Below are 22,811 nucleotides of genomic sequence, written 5' to 3' on the forward strand. Positions count from 1 at the left end.
TCGCTCCCACCGCCCAAGAGGGCAAATCCAACCGCCGGGGCGAACTCAGAACTGGATAAAACTTGGGGGCAAGGTCACAGGACCTCGGCGAGCGCCATTCACCGCGGACGCGCCCCGGCTCGATTGACGATCCCCATAAATAGTCTCTGAACATGGCATCCGGCAGCAAATCGGCCTGCTGCGTCACCGGGGCGGCTGGAGCAAGCCCGCCCAAGGCGGCTCTAGTCCGAAAGATGAATAGCGCCATGTCAGCGGCATCGGGCTCGCGGAAGCGGCAAAACCCGGTCTGCGTAAGCCCGTTTGTTTGGCGGGGTGCCTTGTTGTAGAGCGGCTGAGATAGAGGTCTCGATGGGCGATTGGCGCGACGGCGAGGAGCGCATGACGCTTACTCCGATACTACGGGATTTTGGAAAGAGGGCCTGGGGGTAGGGCCGTGGCCGCTTTAAGTCGTCGGCAAGCCGTTGCGGATTCAGCAGAATGCGCTAGGTCGGTTCCCGTCCATTTGCCGCGACCTTGACGCTGGCAGTTTCTCCAACGTCCTCCTCCCAGGTGCCGCCGGCTCTTGAAGTTGCGCCCCAACGGAACAGCGCCCCCTCCGGGCCGCTGGTCGGGTGGGGCCGTCCCGGACTGCCGATAGACCTCTCCATCGCAGGCGCGCGCCCTGCGCAAGTATTCACATGGCACTGGGCACATCTGGTCAATCCCTCGACCATCTTTGTTGCCGCCCGCGTCTCCGAAATCGCACCGGCCCCGGAACGGCTGCACCGGGCTGGTGGGATCTCGTCTGCACAGGATCGGGCACTGTCAGCTCCTAAATCGTTCTCAGTCCTGCGTGACGACATTGACGAAGCGAGCGCTTGTCAGTCGTGCCAGGCGGATTACACAGTCGGGCCTAGTGAGGCGCACAACTAAAAAATATCTGGCGCTTACGAAAATAGGAACGAGGTCTCCGCTTTTACATTCCTTCCGAAGTGCAATCGGGAGCCTCAGCATGGCAACGCAGATCGTGATGGATCACAGCGGCGACAGCCGCTACTTCTTCGACAACTCCGGCGGTGATGCTCTGGCGGAGGCGGAGAGACGTTTTCTGGAATTCACCGGGAAAGGATACACCGCAGCGGTGCGGAGCAGCCCGGAGGAGGTAACCAGGATCACCACGTTTGATCCGACCGCCGAAGAGACATTGTTTTTCCCGCGGCTAGTCGGTGGGTGATGGCCAGGTGAAGAGGAACTTAGCTCGGGTCAGCCGGTGGCCCCTTCGTAGCCTCTCCATTGGGAAGCTCTATGAAGCGTCCAAGGACGAGAAAACGATTCACGCTCGTGCGCTACGCCTCCTTCGTTCTTGGCTTTCGCCTCAGCAGAGGGCGGACTTCGATAGGAAGGGATATTTCGACGTCGTGGGATGCGATACTGGGAAGCGGTACCGAATTCAGCGCGGGACGTCCGCCAACGTCAACGAGATAGACGAATACGGGCGGCTCGGAACAGGGCGCTGCTTCGTCCCGTTAGGTGGCTTGGCTCAGGGCGACGTCATGCTTGCCCAGAAAATAGCTCTCGAAACCGACGAGAACCACGCGTTGAGCATCGCCAACAGCTTCCCGGGACCGCTAGGCTGGCGCCTCCCCAGGCGTCGCCCCGCAGAGGCGAGGAGCCCGGGCGTACGCCTTTCCCCCGGCTAAATTCGAGCCACGGTGCTGTTCATGCGACGCTGCTAGAGCGGCCTCTCGATTGCGCCACAACCCTGTTAGCCGACGACTGTTGGATCATCTGTCCGGTACCACCGATGGCGCCAATTGCCTTATTGATTTTCGAGTGCACCTGGCCGATTGGCTCTTGAAATCAGCTCACGGAAAGGTCTTCGTCGTCTGCTGAGGAAGCTGCTATTCGGCCTGAGCGATCACCCAAGGAGTGGGGGGCGTTCGAACGAGAGCTATTCTGTCTCAAAGAATTGCAGTTCTGGACCTCGTTTTCTCGAGCTTAAGCCTGGATGAGAAGGGTCGCGGGGACCGGGCTGGATCAGTCCGTCACCTTCGAACTGCATCTCCGTGGAGTAACAGTGCCCGGACGCGCGGGAAAGCTCGCAACAGTAAGGTGGCGCCCGTGAAAGCCTTCAGGCTCGACGGAATTCCACCGCCCGCTGTTTCAGAGAAACTCTGGCCGTGAAGCCTGCCTGCAGCCACGCCATCGCCTGCGTGTGCCCAGCTTTGCGCGAACTCTCATTTCCCCACCAGGCACTGAACTTGTAAGCTGACGGCGGTAACGGCCTCCCAAGAATTCCCTCGATTTCCGAGAACGTGAGCCGAATAGTTTGCGCCCTTGTGCGCCCCAGCTCCCTCAATAGCGGATCGTAAATGGACATGACGCTCGGCTCGTCACGTCGGTCTATCATCGCCGCTCGCGGGGATGTTGAACCCCCGGGCGGCAAGTTCCAGCTCGAGCTCAGTGATCCGCTCGAAGATGCGAGCAGCAATCGCCTCGGAATCTTCAACGCTTAATGATTGCATGCCCCTTAAAGATAGCTCGTCCCTGAGAACCTTCGCCACAAGCAATTGAATTGCCATTGGATCAAATCCTAAAAAGACGATCCAACCGCAACCGACGGGCGAGTGCAAGTGTTTAGGTGGTGCTGCCGTGCTTCGGCTAGTTGTCTCCGCTCGGAATGCTGAAGCTGCGCAGCTGCTCGCACAAGCTTTTCTGCCGCAGCCCTTAATAGCAAACCCGTCTAGCCTGCGTGATCTGTAGCCGATTGGCCGTCTCGCTTTGCTTGAGCACGAGTTGTTAGCCTATCCAGCTTCGATTGCTCCTCGCTCAGACGTCTTTCGACATACTGCCGTTCGAAGTCCGTCAGAGTGGTTTGCAACAAGAGGTGATAGCGTTGAATATTGTTGCGATGTGCCCGGACCAAATCGTCGTCAATCATCGTCGTCGCCTTTTCCGCTACTGAGACAGAAAACGATTCATGATCCAAGCTGGATGGGCAGGCGAACGAGCAACAAGCCGGAGCATCTCCGCCGCTCTCTCCATGGTAGTGAGCTTTTCTTTCCCAATCTGTGAACTAGTTCACACGGCCTTGCGATCATATCTAGCTGGCAGCGGATACACTGCAGTGGTTTAATGGGCGTGGGTCGGCTTCATCCAACTGGATGACGGTGAGCCTAGCGCAGCGCAGCGCGCCGGTACATCGGGCTTGGCTGGAGGCCAGAAGGTCTTCTATGAAGTCCAGTCGTTCGAAACGCCGGAAACAAGCTGTCAAGTCTATGCGTCTGACAAGTGCCGCGCCAATGGCGTGGCGGTTCCATCACTGCATTTTCTGCCCGAGGTCTCTCAGCAGCGTGTGGAGAAAGTCGCTGGCATGGTCGTATTGTGCATTGCCGGTCGTGATTTGACGGACGTGTGGATCCATTACGCGGCCAACGGTTTCGGAGCCGAGCAACTCAGCTCTGTCCGACCACTGCTGCAGCAGCGTATCGGGTATATCGTCGGCAGATCCGAACATCCGCAAAAGGGAATGTTCGGCCTCGGCCTTATGGTCGTGATGAGCCTTCGCCGCATAGAAAGCGAATAGTCCCCGGAAGGCATCACGGGAAACGGCAGGTTTTCCCATCGCAATGTCCCTTAAAAAAATACGTTCTCAATGGACGCAAGTTTGACGTCCCCGTTCGGGAAAAGCTAGGAAAAAAAGCAACCCCGTGCTCATCCGTTTTCGAAGAATTTGCCGTTGGACGCTGAGTGCAATGCCAACCCGTCAATAATCGTGACCGATTTTGACGACGGCCTGGTTGGGCATTCGAGGCGCTCTCTGGCTCTTGTTGTTCCCAGCCGCTCCATTGGCTGAAGCGCAAGCCGGCGAAGGAGCCATCTTGTACAAAGCCAGCGCCGAAGTTGCGCCGACCGGGCGGCTTGCAATAAGCTTCATTCATTAGATCCGAATTATTTTTGTGGAGTAGCGTCATGTCGAGTGCGATTGAGTTGATTGTGGATGGCTACGCAAGAGTGAAGGACCGCCAGTCGCTTGAAGAGCTGAGGATCCATCGCCTGCGACTTGCCGGAGACCTGAAAGCCTGGGTGGGCTTTGACTGCAGGTTGTCAATTGCGCAGATCGAGCAGGACATCGCGGCAATCGAGGCGGGACTGGAGACGTTGTCGGGTCCGGTCGGCGGCTAAGCTAAGGAGTCAACCCGACGGCGGCGTGCGCGCAAGGAGGGCAAGTGCTGCGATCGTTCGTAATGGCTGCCCTCATAGCGGTCTGGCCGTGCTCGTTTGCGCTCTGCCTGACGTCGGAGGAAATCGTCGCTAAGCTTCGCGCCGCAGGCTACTCGCAGATCCAGGAGGTGCCGGCCGGAAGGATCAAGACTTACAAGGCCGTCAGAGAAGGTACCGCGCGCTCGCTAATCGTCGACGGCACTGGTCACATTGCAGAGGTGGCAAGATAGCTAGACGGGCAGACGTAGCCAGACGTCTTTACTGGACAGCGTGCCTGTTGGGGTCGCAATCTCCATATCGACAACACGAAACGAGCCATGACTTTCGTAAACGTAGCGAAGGTGCCAGACCGGGCCGGGCTCCGGCGAGATGGCGAAGTCGTCCAGGGCAGCCGCGACGTATCGAACGGCATCGCGTCGCTCGATCGAGGCGGAGAACATCGTCTCTATCAGCGCGGCCAGGCTCATGCCGCCGACCAGCATGGCTCGTGCCATTTCGTCGCCGTGAGTAAGCCGGAGCGCGGTCACGACTGCAGCAATAGCGTCGGGGTTCTTCAGAGCCACCGTAGATCCGTTCGCCCAGCAAACCATAATGCGGATTCCTCCCCTTTCGTGCAACCGGCATCGATTGGGCGCCAACTGTCCCAACGGATAAATGCCCAGGGCGAGCCGCTCCTGCGAAACTCGATCAGCGGAGCAGACGGGAAAGCTGCGGCTGGAGACGCCTGAGCCGTTCTCACGGTCCTCCGACTCTGAGGCCCCAACGACAGCGTACCTTGAGGGGCGCTCGCCGGGCGTGCCGTGCGGCGGGCCGCAGCGGGAGGTTAAATCGCTGCGGCCCACGCGTCGTCAAATGAAGCGGGTTAAAAACACCGAGTGAAATATGCAGCCAGCCCCGGTACATAAATTCTGCCGCAGCTTTGTCTCTTTTTCAAACACAATTTCGGCCGAACCGAAACCCATCTAGCGGGCATTCTGTTCCGGGGGCGGAACAATTCCGCCGCTGAGAAGCGAAAGGGCGCGGCACAGAGACCCAGTCATGGTGGGCTCGGTTGACACCCGGTTACTGGCATTTCGCTGATAGGACCGATTGCGGACGCAAGAGTTGCCTTGAGTCCTCAGCCCCTCGCTGAAATTAAGCTTTCCGGCGGGTTCTTTTTGACTGTGCGGGATTGAGCGCATTCACTCCATAACGTTGATGGAGACGAGCGTGATCAGTTGGCTGCTAGTCATCATAATCGCGGCCAGCGTTGCGGTCCTGATAGCTCACGCGATTGACGCCATCCGCTCCTGAAGCCGAGCGCAGCAGCGGAAAGTGGCACCCAATCTGATGACAATTTGAAGGACGGAGCATCACTCGGCTTGCTTGTATCAATCCGAAGCGGAGATACTGTTCTAGACTGACAAGCATTGTCGGCAATCCTTATCGGTCAGCAGCAGGTTTAACCTGAGTTAAGCAGGACGGCCGCAGAAGCCGAGTGACCATTAAGTAGCCTTCAATTGACCAAATTGTTTTTAGCCTCTGCAGGCGGGGCAGGACACGCGTAGGAGTCCTGCATGTTGAAACTAGTCTTTTTCACTTCGCTTGTTTTCATCACCGGCTCAATCCCATCTGAAGCGCGTCCCTTCCGCAATCAGCAAATCGCCGAATGCAACGTGTCGATGCCGCGTGACTTCTCGTACCGGCCGGCCGATCGCAGCACTGTACGACGCGGTGGTTGGCTGCACATGCGTCAACGAGGCACTGCGATGAATGCGTTTGCGAGCGCGAGCGAGCCGGAGGGGCGCGTGATCGGCCGTCGTCCGGCCGGCTGCCCTTCCTCATATTGCGGTTGTGGTGCCGCGCTCCGCGTGTTCGGTCGGGTGATTCCGGAGCTGAACCTTGCGGCGAATTGGCTCCGTTTTCCCCGTACATCGCCAGCACCGGGGATGGTCGCCACACGCCGCGGCCACGTGTTTGTATTGGACCAGCACGTTGGTGGCGACATGTGGATGGCGTACGACTCCAACTCTGGCGGGCATGCAACACGGGTTCATGCTCGCTCATTGCGCGGATATACAGTCGTGAATCCACACGCGACCTAATCGAGGAGCCCATCGACTTAATGCGGCGACTCAGCAACGAAGCCTTTGTCTCGGAATTTGTCAGGCGTTCGCGCGCAAATGATAGGGCCGGATGATGCCAACCTGGCAATACGGTTGCTGCTGATTACCGGCTGGTGAGTCTGTGGGGAGATTGGATTTCCACGCCGACGCAAGTCGGGCGCTTGTGAGCCGGCCGTCGTCGGAGCAACGAGCCATCCCAGATGTTGCGCCATCGTGACGCTCACATTTCTACGACCCTGACTGTGGCGCAAGAGAGCAACACCCCGCACGGCGTTGCGCGAGACTACAAATGTTGATTTGCGCAACGACCGCGAGTCAGGCCACCTCCGTGCAATGAACCACCAAGTACGGAGGTAGCAATGAAGGTCGCGTCCGGAATCGGAGCTGCCGTTTTGTTCTTCATCACGATGAGCTCTGCCGCGTATGCCGCACGCCAACACAGGCCCGGCGACCGGATCTCCTGCTCGGAAGTCAGATACTACGTTGCAAGGTATTCAGCAGCGGTGGCTGAAATGTATGCCCGTAGTCAGGGTGCCACCAACGTCCAGATAGAGCGGGCGCGGCGTTGTTTGGCCTCGAACGAGACAGCCGAATCAGGGCAACAGCGATCTTACAGTGAATGAGCAGGGCCAATGAAGCCGCAGCTGTGATGGCTCAGTGTTATGCAAACGGAGGCGGTTTTCGCCGCCAGTAGGCTTCAAGTAAACCGAAGCCATATCATCGACTGATAAGCTTTCGCACGGAAGCCTATTTTATGATGTATAGAGCGCGGGTGCTACGGCTCCTTGCAACGGAGCCGCCAGCTTCCGCGATAAGATCACACGATTGTTTTTAGATACAGACTGGGGTCGAAATATTTGCTTGCCGGCGTGAAATCCTTGATGCCTGCATTGGCCATGAAGAAATCCGTCGATTGCTGCAGCCAGTTGGTGACTGTCCCATCTGAATACATGCGCTTCCAGTCCTTGGACGTGAACATCTTCTGGGCCTTGAATGACTCGTTGATGTCCGCCAGCGGTGTTTGGCTATAGTGGCCCTTTTGCAGTTGATCCATCGCTTCGGTGCTATTCGCGATGATGTAGTCATTGGCATCCGCCCAACCACGGATGAGCTTCGCCAGCGTTTCCTTGTTTGGCTCGTAATAATCGTTGGCCGCCGCCCAGCCGCCGATGATAGCGGCCTTTGGATAGTAGGCTGATGCATCGGCGAGCTTGACCGCGCCTGGCACCTTGTCGCGAACCGTGACGTTGAAGGGTACCCAAAGAGCGACGGCCGGTACCGCGCCGGAGATAAAGGCGGTCACGGCGGCTGGCATGGTCTGGTTGACGAGCTCGACCTCTTTGGGATCGACCTTGTTGGCGCGAAGCGCGGTATCCAGGAACACATGCGCGGTGGTACCGGTCGCGGTCGCAATCCGCTTGCCCTTAAGGTCCTCAAACGACTTGATGCCCTGGTCGCCGCGAACCCAGAGCTGTGCCGTCGCGACCTCAATGTCGTTGATCAGGAACACCTTGCCCTGCCCCCGGGCCGGGAAGTTCGAGAGCACGGCGCCGGTTGCCAGCACGTCGAGGCTGCCGCCGATCAGCGCCTGGAAGATCTCCAAGCCGGTGTTGAATTGCCGCAGCTCGAGATCGAGGCCCTGCTTTTCGAAGGAACCGCGATCCATGCCGGTCCAGATCTGGCCATCGACGGCGACAGTGTGAAGATAGCCGACGCGGACCTTCGTTTTCGCTTGCGCGATCACCGGTGCCGAGGCCGTGAAGGTGCCAAGCGCAAGGCCCGCCGTCGTGCCCAGAAATTGTCTGCGATCCATGGTGTATCCTCCATTTTGCTTCTTATTCCGAGATTGATGCCGGACGCATTTGCGCCTGCTGGGCGCGATACTCGTCCATCACCAGTTGCCTGATGTAGCTTCGCAGCTCGCCAAATTCGGGCCGCTCCTGGATCGATTCATCGCGCGGATAGGCGAAGGGCACGTCGATGATCTCCCTGATCCGTGCCGGCCGGGCGGTCACCACGACGATGCGGGAGGCGAGATAGATCGCCTCTTCCACGGAGTGGGTGATCAGCATGACCGTCTTGCCTTCAGTCTCGAGCACCTTGAGCAGCAGGTTCTGCATGTTGGAACGGGTCTGGGCATCGAGTGCGCCAAACGGCTCATCCATCAGCAGGAACTGCGGCTTAACAGCGTAGGCACGCGCGATCGCGAGCCGCTGACGCATGCCGCCGGACAAATGCTTGGGATAGGAGCTGGCGAAGTCGGACAATCCCATCAGGCCCAGATAGTGATCGCAGATGGCATCGCGCTCGCCTGCCGCGACGCGGTTGGCCCTGAGCGTCAGGCCGAAAGCTATGTTCTGCTTCACCGTAAGCCACGGGAAGACTCCATACTCCTGAAAGATGACGCCGCGCTCGGGTCCGGGACCCGCGACAGGACGTCCGTCGAACAGCACATTTCCGGTCGTCGGCCTCTGGAAACCCGCGAGCATGCTCATCATCGTGGTCTTGCCACAGCCGGAGGGCCCGATCACGGCGATGAAATCGCCATCGTTGATGTCGTAGGTGACATCTTCGACGACGTTGAGGCGGCCCTTCGGAGTTTCGAAGGACAACGAAACGTTTTCGAACTGCGCACGCGTCGTCATGCGATGGCCCGATCCTGCCACACCAGCAACCGCGCCGTGATCTTGCGCAGGATCATGTCCATGATCAGGGCGATCAGGCCGATGCAGATGATGCCGACATAGATGACGTCGAGCAGGAAATAGGTCGAGGCATTCTGGATCATCGCGCCAAGTCCGCGCTGGGCCGCTATTAGCTCGGATGCCACCAGAGTCGCCCAGGCCACACCCAATGCAACCCGCAGCGCGGTGAGGATATGCGGGACGGTGAGAGGAATGATGACCTTGCCGAAGATTTCCGCCTGATTGGCGCCGAGCGTCTGCGCTACGCGGATGTAGAGAGGCGTGATCTGCGAGACGCCCTCATACATTACGATTACGCCGGAGAAGAATGAGGCGTAGAAGAGGATCACGAGTTTTGCCATCTCGTCCACGCCGAAATAGACGATCACCAGCGGGATCAGCGCGATTGGCGGCAGCGCGCGGAAGAAATTGATCATGGGGTCGGCGAAGGTACGGGCCGGGCGATACCAGCCGAGCAGGAAGCCCACCGGCACCGCCGCGAAGATCCCGAGGGCGACGCCGAAGAAGACGCGCCGGGTCGAGGCAAAGATGTCGATCAGCAGGCCTTCTCTGGTGAGAAGCTCGTAGAATTTTGCGGCGACCTGGTGCGGAGCGGGGATCAGCGAGACGTTGACGAAGCCGCTCCAGCGCACCGCGTACCAGAGAAGGATTGCACCGAACCACGGAATCAATCCGAGACCAAAGCGTCTCACGCCTGCTCCGTTCATTCGACGCATTCCACCCGGATAGCGGTTGATGTTTTCGAAAGTCATATGATAAATAGGATGACCATACAAGAGCGCCTTTGGTCATAGGCGTCGCAGGCCTTCCGCGCATGACATCGCCGTCCTTCACCATTCGCACCGTCCAGGCTTTCGGCTATCGCTATCCATTGACGACACACGTCATCACCTCGTTCGGGCAGATGACGGATCGGCCGGCCGTTTTCGTTCGCGTCGAGGATACGGACGGTCACCTGGGTTGGGGAGAGGTGTGGTGCAATTTTCCAGCGCCGGGCGCCGAGCATCGTGTTCGGCTGGTCAACGAGGTGCTCGCGCCGGCCCTTGTCGGATTTAAGGCGCAGGAACCGCCGGCCGCTTTCGAGCGCCTGACGCAGGGAACCTCGGTGCTCGCGCTGCAATCTGGCGAAGCGGGTCCGTTCGCGCAGTCGATCGCCGGCATCGATCTTGCTGTCTGGGATCTCTATGCGCGCCGCCAGAACGTTGCGCTGTGGAAGTTGCTCGGCGGATCTCGGAACAGGATCAAGGTGTATGCCAGCGGCATCAATCCGGTAGGATCAGAGCGAGCCGCGGAGGCAGCCTTAGCACGCGGCTACCGCGCCCTGAAGCTGAAGATAGGTTTTGATCCGGTGGCCGACCGTGCCAATCTGGCGGCCCTGCGGCGGCTTGTTGGCGAAGGCCTGCTCGCCGCTGACGTTAACCAGGGCTGGACCATCGCGCAGGCGCTTGAGCTTGCTCCGCGGCTGGAGGCGTTCGGCCTTGGCTGGCTCGAGGAGCCGATCTGCGCCGACCGCCCGCGGCAGGAGTGGAAGCAACTCCGCCAGAAAATCAGCTTTCCGCTTGCGGCCGGCGAGAACATCGCCAGCCACGCCGGATTTGCCGAGGTGCTGGGTGAGCCGGTTCTCGGCGTGGTCCAGCCGGACATCGCGAAATGGGGTGGACTCTCGGCTTGCGCGGGCATCGCCCGCGATATCCTGCAGTCAGGAAAGATGTTCTGTCCGCATTATCTTGGCGCCGGGGTCGGACTTCTTGCATCGGCCCACCTTCTGGCAGGCGTCGGCGGCGACGGGCTGCTGGAAGTCGATTGCAATGAGAACCCGCTGCGCGATCGCTTCTGTGGCCCCGTGCTTGACGTCCGGGACGGAACGATCGAGCTCGGCGACGGGCCCGGTCTCGGCCTCACGCCTGATCTTGCCTCGATCGAACAGTACCGGACCGCCTGATGTCATCGCACGGCTACGACTACATCATCGTCGGCGCGGGCTCGGCGGGCTGCGTGGTCGCAAACCGGTTGTCGGCCGATCCCGCCTGCCGCGTGCTGCTGCTGGAAGCCGGCGGATCGGACCGGAATTTTTGGCTCAAGCTTCCGGTCGGGTACTATCGGACCATCTACAACGAACGTTTCTCGCGCCTGTTCAGAACCGAGCCGTCGGAAGGCAGCGGCGGCCGCGCCATCGTCTGGCCCCGCGGCCGTGTGCTCGGAGGGTCCTCGTCGATTAACGGCCTGATCTTCATCCGCGGCCAGCACGAGGATTTCGACGACTGGGAACGCTTTGGCGCCGATGGCTGGAGCTATCGTGACGTCCTGCCGTATTTCCGGCGCCACGAACGCTACCGCGGCGGCGAGAGCCAGTTTCACGGCGGGCTCGGGGAGTTCGAGGTCTCTGATCTCCGCAACGACAATCGGGCATCCAGGGCCTGGGTCGAGGCGGGTGTGCAGTTTGGTCTGCCATCCAATCCCGACTTCAACGGCGCAACCACGCTCGGCGTCGGCACTTACCAACTCGGCATTGGGCGTCACTGGCGGACCAGCTCCGCCTCCGCCTTTCTTCGTCCGATTGCTGCCAGGCCCAATCTCACTATCATCACCCATGCGCAGGTCAGTAAGGTCACCTTCGCAGGCGCCGTTGCGAACGGCGTCGAATGGATCAGGAAGGGGCAGGTGCACCGCGCCAGGGCCGAGCGTGAAGTCATCCTGTCCAGTGGCGCGCTGCAGTCGCCGCAGATCCTCCAGCTCTCCGGCGTCGGTCCGGCGGGTCTACTGCGCAAGCTCGGCATTCCCGTTGTTGCGGATGCTCCGGAAGTTGGCGCCAATCTTCAGGACCATTATCAGGCCCGGCTGATCGTCCGCCTGAAGGAGCGGATCTCGCTCAACGATCAGGTCCGAAATCCCGTCGAGCTTGCGAAGATGGGCCTGCAATGGATCCTGGCAGGCAGCGGTCCGTTGACGGTCGGCGCAGGGCAGGTGGGCGGTGCAGCCTGCACCGAATACGCCGGCGGCGGCCGGCCGGACGTGCAGTTCAACGTGATGCCGCTGTCGGTCGACAAGCCCGGTGAGCCCCTTCACACCTATTCCGGATTTACGGCTTCGGTCTGGCAATGCCACGGAAAGTCGCGCGGCCAGCTTGCGATCAGCTCCGCCGATCCATTCGAGCAGCCGCGGATCGTGCCCAACTATTTCGCCGAGGAGATCGATCGCAAGACCATCGTAGCGGGTCTGAAGATCCTGCGCGAGATCTATCAACAGAAGGCGTTTCGTCCGCTGTGGGACGTGGAAGTGGTGCCGGGAGACGCAGCAAGGGACGGTGCCGGGCTGTGGGATTTTGCGCGCAACACGGGTGGCACCGTGTTCCACTGTGTCGGGACCTGCCGCATGGGCCGGGACGAGCGAGCGGTGCTCGATCCGCAGCTGCGCGTACGCGGCGTCGAGCGGCTCCGCGTGATCGATGCCTCGGTGATGCCGCAGATCACTTCGGCCAACACCAACGCGACCAGCCTGATGATTGGCGAGCGCGGTGCAGCTCTTGTCATGGCCTGATCGGTTCATTGATCTTCCGGAGGCGAGATGGAATTGAATTCCGACAGTCACGTCCCCAAATACGCGCAGATTGCCGACATCTTCCGCCAGCGGATTGCGCGCGGCACCTGGACCCGTGGCTTTCGCCTGCCAGCCAATGAGGGGCTTGCGGCCGAGTTCGGCGTGTCGCGCGTCACCATCCGTCAGGCGGTCGAGCTGCTTGCCCGCGACGGCGTGATCGAGGCCCAGCAGGGACGAGGCACGTTTGTTACGGGCACCGTGCGGCAGGATCGCTGGCTCAAGGTAGAGACTACGCTGTCCGATCTTGCCGACATGTACCGCGACACCTCGCCGGAGATCATCAACATCTCGGAGAGCCGCAGCAATGCGCCGCTACTTCCCGAAGACGGCAAGCCGGCCGAGAAATACGTCTTCATGCGGCGCCTGCACTCACGCCGGAAGCAGCCTTACTGCGTCATTTCCATCTATCTCGATGAGAAGATCTTTCGCAGGTCGCCAAAGCGTTTCCGCAATGAAACCGTGATCCCGATCCTCACCGATCTCAGGGACCCCGCGATCGCCAGCGCCCGTCAGACGCTGACGATCGGCACCGCGGATCTCGAGGCGGCGCGGCTGCTGCGCGTGCCTCTGAACTCGCCCGTGGCCGAAGTCCGTCGTGTCTTCACAACGAGCGACCGCACCGTGATCTATCTGGGCGAGGTCACCTATCGCGGTGATTTCGTGCGTATCGACATGGACCTGCGGCCGTAGAGCCTAATCCGCAACAGCGCGGAGCGGCTTTCAAGCAAAGTCATGCTCAAATCTGGACCTTGACCGTTTACCGCGAAAACAATTCCTGGTTCCGACGCTCGAGTTCTTCGCCATAGGTACGCAACACGTGGGATTCGCTTAGCGTTCCGATCGCTGTGCGACTGTCGGCGGGGTCAACGACTGCCAGGACGTCTGCCTCGCTGCGCTCGAAGGCTTTCAGGATCTCACGAACCGACGTAGTCGGAAGGAGGCATTCATCCTGTTGCTGCGCCAGCGATCCGAGCGGCTCGTTGTCCCGGTTGGCGACCGAATGCAGCGTCGCAGCCGGAACGATACCGGCATAAGCATCGTTGGGATCGAGCAGCACGACCTGCCGGACCAGCGCCGGAGAAAACAGCCTTTGCGCCTCGCCGATCGGCATCGTCGTCGGGGCGTTCTCGAAGTCCGTGCGCATCAGGGACGCCGCGCTCATTTGCCTGGCCCAGCCGATGTCCTGCGGGCCACAGATGACCTCGCCCCGCAAATGGAAGCGCCACGTCGCAAAGCTGTAGCCGAAAAGCTCGCGGACAATGAGCGCGCAGACCGATGATGCGACTACCGCGCCAACGGTAACGGAGAAGTCGCCGGTGATTTCGAGCGCGAGAGAGACCATGCTGAACGGCGCGCCCAGCACGCCGGTGCCCAGAGCAGCCAGCGCGGCAATGGCAGCGGTGCCCGGTTGCAGGGCGAGCGTCGGAAGAAGGCCGGTCAGCACGATGCTGTAGAGCTGCCCGATCAGTGCGCCGAGCAGCAGCGAAGCGAAGAAAAGTCCGCCACGAAATCCAGAACCGAGCGAGATGGCTGAGGCAAGAATCTTGAACACGATAGTCGTCGTGAGCAGGAGCCAGGTTGGATTGCTGACGAGAAGGATCTGCATCGCGCCATGGCCGGCGCCCAGCACGGTCGGCGTCAGCAGGGCAAGACCGCCGAGCAGCAGGCCTCCGAGGATTGGCCGTATGAATCCCCTGAATACCGTGATGCGCTGAAAACACCGTTCCGAGAATGCGACTGCGAGCATGACGATAATACTGACGAAGGCGCAGATGACGCCGATCAGCACGGCCTGCCCGATCATTTCGACGGAGACAGGCGAGGGGAAGCCGGGCACCATCAGGAACGACTGGTGGGTCAATTGCCGCGCAACCAGCCACGCAGTAACAGCGCTTGCAATGACGGGAACGAGTGCGGCGGAGGTGTACGCGCCCAGCACGACCTCGAAGGCGTAGAAGGCGCCGGCCAGAGGTGCAGAAAACGCTGCGCTGATTGCACCCGCGGCGCCGCAGGCGACCAGGAGCCGCAGGTCGTTACGTCGTGCGGCGAGGCGCTGGCCGACATGAGAACCGAACATCGCGCAGATCTGCGTGTAGCCGGCCTCCAGTCCGACCGACCCGCCGAAGCCGTTGGAGAGCAGGGTCTGGACCGAGATTAGCAAGCTGCCGCGAAATGATACCCGGCCGCCATAGAGAGCGTTGGCCTCGATCGCGTCGGCGAGCTGCTGGCCCTTTACGCGCCGGGCGAAGTACAGCCCGATCAGCGCGAGCACCAGGCTGCCGAGCATCGGAATCAGCAGCGTTCGCTGCCAGGAAATCACCCCGGTGGCGCTGAGATGTGCGTCGAAGGGAATATCGAACAGCAGCGCATGTGACACCTGGCTGAGGCCCGAGATGGTGGCGACGAGAACGCCGCTGAGCAGTCCGATGACAATGGCGACCAGCACAAGGCCGGTCTCGCGATTGCGCACGAAGTTGCGCAGAAAGAGCGGCAGCAAACGGATGCCGGCAGCTTGAGCCGGCTTCCCGGCATGTGAGGCTGGCGCCATCCTATGCCGGATCCCGCGGGGGTTCAGCGCGCACGACACGGAAGCCGGTATTACTCGATGACGAATCGGGTGAATTGGAGCTTCGCGCCGCGACGCGGTAGCGGTTGCAGTAGGATTCGTGGCAAAGGAAGGATCCGCCGCGCATCGAGCGGTTCGGGGCTAGTTCGCGATTCAAGGGATCGTGAGATGTTGTGAGGCGGTGATAACTCGGCGAAAAGTAGTCCTCACACCATTCCCAGACATTTCCGGCGACATTGTGCAGGCCGCATCCGTTCGGCGCAAAGGCGTGGACGGGCGACGTGCCGAGATAGCCATCGTCCAGAGTGTTGCGGCTCGGAAAATCGCCCTGCCAGATGTTGCAACGATGCTCGCCGCCTGGCTGAAGCTCATCGCCCCACGGATAGGTGGCCTGGTCCAACCCGCCGCGTGCGGCCATCTCCCATTCCGCTTCGGTCGGAAGCCGCGTGCGCGACCACGCGCAATAGGCCTGAGCGTCATTCCAGGAGACATGGACGACCGGATGATCGAGCCGGTCCAGAATGCTGCTCGACGGGCCCTCCGGTTGCGCCCAGTAAGCATGCAACACCCGGATCCACCAGGGCGTTTCGCGAACGCGCGCCGTTTGCGCAGTGCGCGTCTCTTCCGGCAGGAGCCCCTCGAAGACGAAACTCCAGCCGTAGCGTTCGGCTTCGGTCGTGTAGCCTGTGGCACGGACGAAGTCGCCGAACTGCAGGTTGCTTACGGCGTGACAGGCAATAGCGAACGGCGACAGCGTGACGGGCCGCACCGGGCCTTCGCCATCTTCAACGAAGCCCCTGTCGGCAGATCCCATGTGGAAGGTTCCGACGATCATTGAGCTCCAGCGGCGCGGGATCGGGGTTAGACTGGGAAGGATCGCTGCCTGCGCATCGTTGCCCGTCGCCGACCCCTTGTCGTCGGCGCTCTCGGTGCAACAGTGCGAGCGATCCTTCGTCATGTCCTACGTCTGCTTCTCTTCCTCCCAAAAGGCCGTGCCGCCCGCGGCCTTCATCAGTTCGAGAATCTTCTCGCGCGGGATCACGCCACAGCGATTGGCCCATTGCTGATACTGCGCCGCCATCTCGTGGACGCGATCCGGATGCTGCGCGGCCAGATCGTTCATCTCGGTGCGGTCGGTTTCCATGTCGTAGAGTTCCCAGGGGCCGGGATATTTCCGCACCAGCTTCCACTTGCCAACGCGCACGGCCGCATTGCCTTCATGCTCCCAGAACAGCGGGCCCCGATTGCCATAGGCCGCCGCGAAAGATGGCACCAGGCTCTCGCCCTCGCAGGGCAAAATAGTGTTGCCGTTGTATTCACTGGGATAGGTGGCACCGGTGACGTCGAGGATGGTCGCCATCACATCGGTGAGCTGGCTTGGATTGTGCCGCAGGCCGCCCTTCTCGGCGATGCCGCGCGGCCAGTGCACAATGAACGGCGTGGCGATACCGCCCTCGTGGACCCAGTGCTTGTAGAGCCGGAACGGGCTGTTGGAGAGATTGGCCCAGGCGGTGCCGTAGCTCTGGTAGGTGTCCTCGCCGCCAGGCATGAGCCTTGGATCGTTGCCGAAGCGCACCGGCCTGCCGTCGCGCGTCTTTGCCTGCGCGATCATGAGCTGGTCGACCAGCTCCTTCGCGGTGACGCCTTCCGGAATGTCCTCGGCGCAGGCGCCATTGTCCGAGAGGAAGATGATCAGCGTGTTGTCCATCTGGCCGGTTTCTTCCAGCGCCTTCAGGATACGCCCGATGCCTTGGTCCATCCGGTCGATCTGGGCCGCGTAGACCTCCATGCAGCGCAGCGTCCATTCGCGCTGCTCGGCGTCGGTCCACGCGGGCTGGGTCGGGTCGCGGTCGGTCAGGCGCCAGTTCGGATGGATGATGCCGTCCTCGACGAGGCGCTTGAGGCGCTCCTCGCGCAGCTTGTCCCAGCCGGCGTCGAAGCGGCCCTTGTATTTTGCTATGTCCTCGTCATGGGCGTGGAGCGGCCAGTGCGGGGCGGTGTAGGCGACGTACTGGAAGAACGGCGCGTCGGGCTTTTCCGACCTGTGCTGGCGGATGAAGGCGGCAGCTTGGTCGCTGATCGCATCCGTATAGAAGAACGACGGGTCCTTGACGGCCTCGTGCTCGATATTGTCGTTGCCGCGGGTCAGCGTATTCGGGTGATAGAAGCTGCCGGCGCCGATGATGGTGCCGTAGAAATGGTCGAAGCCGCGCTGCATCGGCCACGCGTCGGTCGGCTCGGTGAGGCTGCTGGCGATATGCCACTTGCCGCTGAGATAGCTCGTATAATTCCTGCTCTTGAGCGCTTCGGCGATCGTCACGCAGCTCTTGTTGAGGTTGCCGGCATAGCCTTCCGGGCCGTTGCTGTAAGTGAGGATGCCGATGCCGGTCTGGTGCGGATGCAGACCGGTGAGCAGCGAGGCGCGTGACGGGCTGCAGCGGGCGGTGTTGTAAAACTGCGAATAGCGCAAGCCGTTGGCCGCGAGGCGGTCCAGGTTCGGCGTCTGGATCTCTCCGCCGTAACAGCCGATGTCCGAAAAGCCCATGTCGTCGTTGAGTATGAGCAGGATGTTGGGCTTATCAGGGGTCTTTGCGCCATTCGGCATGTTTGTGTCCTCGTTATTGACGTGTGGCGATCTCAGTGGCGGCGAGTCAGGCTGATGCTGAGGCGGAAATAGTTCGGCAAATAGACCGCGCGCAGAAGCTCCAGCGCCCGTCCGTCCTTGCCGAAGGTGACGCGCTCGATGGCAAGCAGGGGGGACCCCACCTTCACGCCGAGCAGTTTTGCGCTGCTGGCGTCGGCAAGATCGGCGCTTATGGTTTGCTGCGCATCCTTGATGGCAAGGCCGAACTCGTCCTCGAAGACGCGATACATGATAATCGAGACCAGGTCGCGCTTTTCGAGCTCGAGCCCGATGTCCGGCGGATAGAAGGCGTGCTCGATCGCGATTGGCGTCTCATCTGCGAGCCGGAGACGCTTGAGTTGCCAGACGGCGCGCTCGCGCAGCTGATCGCGAACGGCGGCGTCGTGGCGATTGGTCATGCCTTGCTGCAAAATCCTGGCGCCGGCATGGTAGCCGGCGTCGCGGATGGTCTCCGAAAAGCCCATGAGGCGGCCGACCCAGTTCTCGGGCTGGTTCGAGCGCAGGAATGTGCCGCGGCCGCGTGAGCGGTCGAACATGCCTTCGTTCACCAACGGCGCAATGGCATTGCGGATGGTGATGCGGCTGACGCTGAAATGACGGCCGAGCTCGGCCTCGGTCATCAGACGGCCAGTTGCGTCAATCAGCTTGCCGTCGCGAACCTGACTGCGAATGGACTCGCGAATCTGGACGTGCAGGGGCGTCGAGCCTTCCGCGACGACATCGCTGCCGAGCGGAGCGGGTTTCTTCTTGCGGGTTTGAACAGCCATGGTGTCAGAGCCGCATGCGGGTCGTGGGATCAAACAAGTGAATGTCCCGGGGTCGGGCGGTGATCGAGATGGTCTCGCCTTCGCTGGGAATGTTGCCGTCGCTGACGCGCATGCGGATCATGGTGCCAGCGCAGTCGAGATCGAGCACGGCGGTATCTCCGAGGTCCTCGATCAGGTCGACGCGCGCGCCGAGTCCGCCCTCCGTCATGCGCAGGGCGCCGGGACGAAGCCCGACCACCACATCACGCTTGCCCGCGGTTGTGGTCGTCGTCTTGAGACGATGCCCGGCGATGATCACGTCGCCGTCGACATAGCGGGCGGGGACGAGGTTCATCGGGGGATTGCCGATGAAGCCGGCAATGTCGATCGAGTTCGGGCGCGCGAAAACCTCCGCGGGCGTGCCGATCTGCTGGATCTCGCCTGACATGAACACCGCCATGCGGTCGGCCAGCGTCATGGCCTCTTCCTGGTCATGGGTGACGTAGACCGCGGTGACGCCCAGCGAGCGTTGCAGCTTCTTAAGCTCCGCGCGGGTCTCCAGCCGCAGCTTCGCGTCCAGGTTTGATAGCGGCTCGTCGAGCAAAAAGAGCCGCGCCTTGCGCACAATGGCGCGGGCGAGTGCGCAGCGCTGCTGCTGACCGCCCGAGAGCTGGCCCGGCTTCCGATCCAAAAGGTGGTCGATCTTCACTTTTCTTGCCGCTTCTTGCACGGCGGAAGCAATTTGTGCATTTGGCAGCCTGGCCATCTCAAGTGGGAAGGCGATGTTCTCTGCGACCGTCATGTGCGGATAGAGCGCGTAGCTTTGAAATACCATGGCGATGTCACGATCGCGCGCGTCAGTCGAGGTGACGTCCTTGTCGTCGATCAGCACGCGGCCGGCGGTGGGCACATCCAGGCCGGCGAGAATGCGCAGTGTGGTGCTCTTGCCCGAACCAGAGGGGCCGAGCAGCGCGAAGAACTCGCCCGGCTTGATGTCGAAATTGACGCCCTTGAGCGCGGCGAACTCGCCGTGCATCTTGACGATGTTGCGAAAACTGACCTGACCCTGGCCGCTCATCGGCGCCCTCCGCCTTTGACTGCACCGACCGTCAAGCCCTTTACGATATGCTTCTGTGCGACTACGCCGAGCACGACGACAGGCAGCATGGCAAGGACCGAGACCGCTGCGAGCTTGGCCCACAGCGTCTGCTCAACGGAGACGAAATTGAACATGGCCACCGTCACCGGCCGCACCGTGTTGCCGCTGAGCACAACGGCGAACAGGAACTCATTCCACGCATTGAGGAACACAAACACGACGGTTACGGCGATGCCGCCGCGGACCTGCGGAATGATGATGCGCCACAGCGTCTTGAGCCTGCTGGCGCCGTCGAGATAGGCGGCTTCCTCCATCTCGAAGGGAATGTCCTCGAAATAGGAGACCAGTAGCCAGATCGCGAACGGCAGGGAGAACGACAGATAAATCAGGATGATGCCCTGATAGGTGTCGATCCAGCCGATGTTCCGCAGTACCAGGAAGTAGGGGATGATGATGCCGACTGGTGGCAGCATCTGGGTTGCCAATACGTAGAAGCCCGCGAACTTCTTGCCGCGAAAGCGCAGGCGCGCCAGGGCATAGGCCGCGGGCACCGCCATCAACATGGTGACGATAGTAGTGCCGACCGAGATGATGGCACTTGAAAGGAGGTTCGGGAGGATCGATCCGGAGCCGAACAGTACGTCCCGATAAGCCTCCAGCGTCGGCGAGAAAACCAGCTTGGGCGGATAGGCGAGCACGTCGGAATCGGTCTTGAGCGAATTCAGCACGCTCCAGATGATCGGGAAGGCCCAGGCCAGCAGGAAGACCATGGAAATCGCGAGCAAGGCGATGGCGCGGAGGCGTTTTGCCGTCACTTAGCCCTCCGCAGGGCAAACAAGATGCCGGAGATGATGATGGTCACGATCAGCAGCGCCACCGCCAGCGCCGCACCGTACCCGATTGACAACTCAGTGAAGGATTTCCTGTAGGCATAGAGGTTGAGGATCTCGGTCGCGGTCCCGGGGCCGCCGCCGGTGACGGTGAAGATCGCAGCAAACGCGGTCAGCGCCACCATCGTCCGCATGATGATGACCATCACGATTGCGGGCCGCAGCAAGGGCAGGGTGATGCGGCGGAAGCGCTGCCAGGCGGAAGCCCGATCAAGCCGCGCGGCCTCATAGATGTCCTCGGGCAGTGAGGCCAGCGAGGCCAGCAGCACCATGAACGCGAACGGCGTCCATTGCCAGGTATGGATTGCGATCACCGAGACCGTCGCAAGCGTGGGATCGCCGAGCCAGTTCTTGCTACCGAGGCCGGCGTTGATCGCGAGGTAATCGATAATGCCGAATTCCGGTGCCAGCATGAAGGTGCGCCAGATCATCCCGACGACGGCAGGCGACAGCACGACGGGCAAGATCGCGATGACCCTGAACCAGCCCTGGCCCCGCTTCATGTCCATGACCAGCAAGGCGAGCGCCAGGCCGATGATGACCTGCAGCGCGACCGTGGAGCCGGTATAGACGAGGCTCACCAGCAGCGAGGTCCAGAAGCGCTCGTCGGAGAGCAGCACCTGGTAGTTCTCGAATCCGACGAAGCCGTTGGTGAACGGCATCGCCAGATCCATCCGGAACGCGCTGGTATAGACCAGAAAGAGCAGCGGAAACGTTGTCGTGGCAAGCAGCGCCAGAAACGCCGGTGCAAGCAAGGTTGCCGCAAACCGGCGCTCGCGCTGCGCCAGGACGCGCCCGAAATCGCTGTGAGGCGCCTCACTCGCGATCCCGGCCGATGTCGCCGCTGTCGTCGCCATGGCTCAGCCGCGCATCATGGGTTCGATGCGGCGCTGCGCATCGTCCAATGCGGCCTTGATCGTGGCTTGGCCGGAGAGGGCCGACTGGATCGCGGTTGCCATGGTGTCGCCGATCGCCGGCCATTGTGGCACGCGCGGGCGCCAGTCGACGTCGGTATCATCCTGCAGAGCGCCCATCGTGGCTTCGACGAAATTCTCGCCAAAGCCGTTCATGAGCTTGATGTATTCCGGATCCTTCCAAACCGAGGTGCGGTTGACGCCGGAGCGCTTGGTCGGGCCTGCAAAACGATGCGCGGTGCGCGCCTGGGTCTCGGCGCTCGCGGCCCATTGAATGAAAAGCCACGTCGCCTTGCGCTTCTTCTCGGGCAGCGCGGAATTGATTGGAAAACCCCAGTTCCAGATCGAGGTGGTGCGCTTGCCCGATGGGCCCTTCGGCCAGCGCGCATAGGCGACCTTGCCGATGACTTTGGACTTCTCGGGATTGTTGATGACCGAGGCCGACGAATGTGCGTCGATGTAGCTGGCGACCGTGCCTTGCGAGAAGGCGTCGGCGATATCCGGCCAGTTCCAGTTCGCGGCCGCCGTCGGCGCGTACTTCTTCATGATGTCGATATACCAGGCGAGCGCCGCCTCGGCCTCGGGGCCATTGACGGTGAGCTTGCCGCCCTTCATCCAGTCGCCGCCGAATTCGCGGAAAATTGACGGATAGATGTACATATTCTGGCCGGCACCGGCGACGCCGCGCAGCGCTGCGCCCCAGATGCGGTCGTTCGGCGTGTTCAGCGCCGCGGCGTTCGACATATAGGCTTCGAGCGTGTCGGCCGGCTTTAGACCCTTCGCGTCGTAGAGATCCTTGCGATAAACCTGAATGGTGACTTCGCCGTCATAGGGCATGCCATAGAGCTTGCCGTCGATGCCATTGGCGCTGCGCCAGGCCGGAATGATGTCGTCGAGCTTGAACCATGCCTGGTCGGTCAGCGACTTGTCGTTCAGATAGGTGTCAAGCGGCTCCACCCATTTGTTCGCGGCGTAGAGCGCGTAATACATGGGGTCCGCGGCATGGGTCGCGTAGGTGCCGGTCTTCGAGGTCAGGTCGATGACGCTCTTTTGCCGGATCTGCGCCGGCGGAATCTTTTCAAAACGGACATCGATGCCGGTCAGTGCCTTGAACTGAGGCGCCAGCGTGATCAGGTTTTCGAAATAGCTCGCGGGGATAACCGCGACAGTGATTGTTTCGCCTGATACCTGCTGCCAATCGATCTTGGCTGACTTGTACGGCGCAAGGTCGGCATCCTGCGCGGCGGCCTGTCGCAGAAGGGTAGGTCCAAACGTCGCCAGAGCCGCTGCCGCGGTTCCGGTTTTGATGAGCTTTCGTCGCGTCGGCCTGAATGGCGTCATA

General features: G+C 61.2%; 23 protein-coding genes. 8 read left to right on the top strand and 15 right to left on the bottom strand.

Annotation, left to right across the window (positions count from 1 at the left end):
- Positions 1-991 precede the first annotated feature (991 nt).
- Positions 992-1,213 carry a hypothetical protein gene (locus AC0L27_RS38640; RefSeq protein ID WP_007604739.1) on the top strand — a complete coding sequence of 74 codons (222 nt, stop codon included), beginning with the start codon at positions 992-994 and terminating at the stop codon, positions 1,211-1,213.
- 7 nt (positions 1,214-1,220) lie between these two features.
- Positions 1,221-1,679 carry a hypothetical protein gene (locus AC0L27_RS38645; RefSeq protein WP_473323158.1) on the top strand — a complete coding sequence of 153 codons (459 nt, stop codon included), beginning with the start codon at positions 1,221-1,223 and terminating at the stop codon, positions 1,677-1,679.
- 431 nt (positions 1,680-2,110) lie between these two features.
- Here AC0L27_RS38645 and AC0L27_RS38650 read toward each other — a convergent pair whose 3' ends face one another.
- The 3 genes from AC0L27_RS38650 to AC0L27_RS38660 all read right to left on the bottom strand — a co-directional run bounded on the left by AC0L27_RS38650 (position 2,111) and on the right by AC0L27_RS38660 (position 3,604).
- Positions 2,111-2,389: a DUF7662 domain-containing protein gene (locus AC0L27_RS38650; protein WP_473323108.1), complete on the bottom strand. Its 279-nt coding sequence runs from the start codon at positions 2,387-2,389 to the stop codon at positions 2,111-2,113.
- On the bottom strand, positions 2,373-2,561 hold the full coding sequence (locus AC0L27_RS38655) for a hypothetical protein (RefSeq protein ID WP_247289126.1): 189 nt from the start codon (positions 2,559-2,561) through the stop codon (positions 2,373-2,375). Before AC0L27_RS38655 ends, AC0L27_RS38650 begins: the two co-directional genes overlap by 17 nt.
- Before the next feature lie 737 nt (positions 2,562-3,298).
- Positions 3,299-3,604 carry a hypothetical protein gene (locus tag AC0L27_RS38660; protein ID WP_473323110.1) on the bottom strand — a complete coding sequence of 102 codons (306 nt, stop codon included), beginning with the start codon at positions 3,602-3,604 and terminating at the stop codon, positions 3,299-3,301.
- A gap of 347 nt (positions 3,605-3,951) precedes the next feature.
- Between AC0L27_RS38660 and AC0L27_RS38665 the strand changes: the two genes are divergently transcribed.
- Both AC0L27_RS38665 and AC0L27_RS38670 read left to right on the top strand, forming a co-directional pair.
- On the top strand, positions 3,952-4,164 hold the full coding sequence (locus AC0L27_RS38665; RefSeq protein WP_473323113.1) for a hypothetical protein: 213 nt from the start codon (positions 3,952-3,954) through the stop codon (positions 4,162-4,164).
- 62 nt (positions 4,165-4,226) lie between these two features.
- On the top strand, positions 4,227-4,433 hold the full coding sequence (locus AC0L27_RS38670; protein ID WP_473323114.1) for a hypothetical protein: 207 nt from the start codon (positions 4,227-4,229) through the stop codon (positions 4,431-4,433).
- Here the strand turns inward: AC0L27_RS38670 and AC0L27_RS38675 are convergent, their stop codons facing one another.
- On the bottom strand, positions 4,434-4,766 hold the full coding sequence (locus AC0L27_RS38675) for a hypothetical protein (protein ID WP_473323116.1): 333 nt from the start codon (positions 4,764-4,766) through the stop codon (positions 4,434-4,436).
- Between the two features lie 993 nt (positions 4,767-5,759).
- Here AC0L27_RS38675 and AC0L27_RS38680 point away from each other — a divergent pair.
- Positions 5,760-6,287 carry a hypothetical protein gene (locus AC0L27_RS38680; RefSeq protein ID WP_473323117.1) on the top strand — a complete coding sequence of 176 codons (528 nt, stop codon included), beginning with the start codon at positions 5,760-5,762 and terminating at the stop codon, positions 6,285-6,287.
- 838 nt (positions 6,288-7,125) lie between these two features.
- On the opposite strand, the gene AC0L27_RS38685 is transcribed toward AC0L27_RS38680, so the two are convergent.
- From AC0L27_RS38685 to AC0L27_RS38695, 3 genes are read right to left on the bottom strand one after another with little or no spacing between them, the layout of a single operon-like run.
- Positions 7,126-8,121, bottom strand: coding sequence for an ABC transporter substrate-binding protein (locus AC0L27_RS38685; protein ID WP_473323119.1), 996 nt, complete (start codon positions 8,119-8,121; stop codon positions 7,126-7,128).
- Positions 8,122-8,143: 22 nt separating this feature from the next.
- The gene (locus AC0L27_RS38690; protein ID WP_473323121.1) at positions 8,144-8,953 is read right to left on the bottom strand and encodes an ABC transporter ATP-binding protein; all 810 of its coding nucleotides are present in this window, start codon (positions 8,951-8,953) and stop codon (positions 8,144-8,146) included.
- Positions 8,950-9,720: an ABC transporter permease gene (locus AC0L27_RS38695; RefSeq protein WP_473323124.1), complete on the bottom strand. Its 771-nt coding sequence runs from the start codon at positions 9,718-9,720 to the stop codon at positions 8,950-8,952. The genes AC0L27_RS38690 and AC0L27_RS38695 overlap by 4 nt, the downstream gene beginning before the upstream one ends.
- Before the next feature lie 107 nt (positions 9,721-9,827).
- Here AC0L27_RS38695 and AC0L27_RS38700 point away from each other — a divergent pair, with 107 nt between their 5' ends.
- Genes AC0L27_RS38700 through AC0L27_RS38710 form a run of 3 tightly spaced genes read left to right on the top strand, consistent with a single transcriptional unit; the run spans position 9,828 to position 13,300 of the window.
- The gene (locus AC0L27_RS38700; protein ID WP_473323126.1) at positions 9,828-10,955 is read left to right on the top strand and encodes a mandelate racemase/muconate lactonizing enzyme family protein; all 1,128 of its coding nucleotides are present in this window, start codon (positions 9,828-9,830) and stop codon (positions 10,953-10,955) included.
- The gene (locus tag AC0L27_RS38705) at positions 10,955-12,550 is read left to right on the top strand and encodes a GMC family oxidoreductase (RefSeq protein ID WP_473323128.1); all 1,596 of its coding nucleotides are present in this window, start codon (positions 10,955-10,957) and stop codon (positions 12,548-12,550) included. The genes AC0L27_RS38700 and AC0L27_RS38705 overlap by 1 nt, the downstream gene beginning before the upstream one ends.
- A 27-nt stretch (positions 12,551-12,577) precedes the next feature.
- Positions 12,578-13,300, top strand: a complete 723-nt coding sequence (locus AC0L27_RS38710; RefSeq protein ID WP_473323130.1) for a GntR family transcriptional regulator — start codon at positions 12,578-12,580, stop codon at positions 13,298-13,300.
- Positions 13,301-13,367: 67 nt separating this feature from the next.
- On the opposite strand, the gene AC0L27_RS38715 is transcribed toward AC0L27_RS38710, so the two are convergent.
- Genes AC0L27_RS38715 through AC0L27_RS38750 form a run of 8 tightly spaced genes read right to left on the bottom strand, consistent with a single transcriptional unit; the run spans position 13,368 to position 22,810 of the window.
- Positions 13,368-15,158: a chloride channel protein gene (locus AC0L27_RS38715; protein WP_473323132.1), complete on the bottom strand. Its 1,791-nt coding sequence runs from the start codon at positions 15,156-15,158 to the stop codon at positions 13,368-13,370.
- Between the two features lies 1 nt (position 15,159).
- Positions 15,160-16,134 (bottom strand): formylglycine-generating enzyme family protein, encoded by a 975-nt coding sequence (locus tag AC0L27_RS38720; RefSeq protein WP_473323134.1) that lies wholly within the window; start codon positions 16,132-16,134, stop codon positions 15,160-15,162.
- Positions 16,135-16,137: 3 nt separating this feature from the next.
- Positions 16,138-17,781, bottom strand: a complete 1,644-nt coding sequence (locus AC0L27_RS38725) for an arylsulfatase (RefSeq protein WP_473323136.1) — start codon at positions 17,779-17,781, stop codon at positions 16,138-16,140.
- 32 nt (positions 17,782-17,813) lie between these two features.
- Positions 17,814-18,587 carry a GntR family transcriptional regulator gene (locus AC0L27_RS38730; protein ID WP_275168269.1) on the bottom strand — a complete coding sequence of 258 codons (774 nt, stop codon included), beginning with the start codon at positions 18,585-18,587 and terminating at the stop codon, positions 17,814-17,816.
- 4 nt (positions 18,588-18,591) lie between these two features.
- A complete protein-coding gene (locus AC0L27_RS38735) occupies positions 18,592-19,644 on the bottom strand; it encodes an ABC transporter ATP-binding protein (protein ID WP_473323138.1) in 1,053 nt (350 codons plus the stop codon).
- Entirely contained in the window at positions 19,641-20,480 is an 840-nt protein-coding gene (locus AC0L27_RS38740) for a carbohydrate ABC transporter permease (protein ID WP_247447685.1), read from the bottom strand. The genes AC0L27_RS38735 and AC0L27_RS38740 overlap by 4 nt, the downstream gene beginning before the upstream one ends.
- Positions 20,477-21,412 (bottom strand): carbohydrate ABC transporter permease, encoded by a 936-nt coding sequence (locus AC0L27_RS38745; RefSeq protein ID WP_473300812.1) that lies wholly within the window; start codon positions 21,410-21,412, stop codon positions 20,477-20,479. The genes AC0L27_RS38740 and AC0L27_RS38745 overlap by 4 nt, the downstream gene beginning before the upstream one ends.
- Before the next feature lie 3 nt (positions 21,413-21,415).
- A complete protein-coding gene (locus AC0L27_RS38750) occupies positions 21,416-22,810 on the bottom strand; it encodes an ABC transporter substrate-binding protein (protein WP_473323140.1) in 1,395 nt (464 codons plus the stop codon).
- Position 22,811: the final 1 nt, after the last annotated feature.

The sequence above is a fragment of the Bradyrhizobium sp. Ken51 genome, from assembly GCF_055807435.1.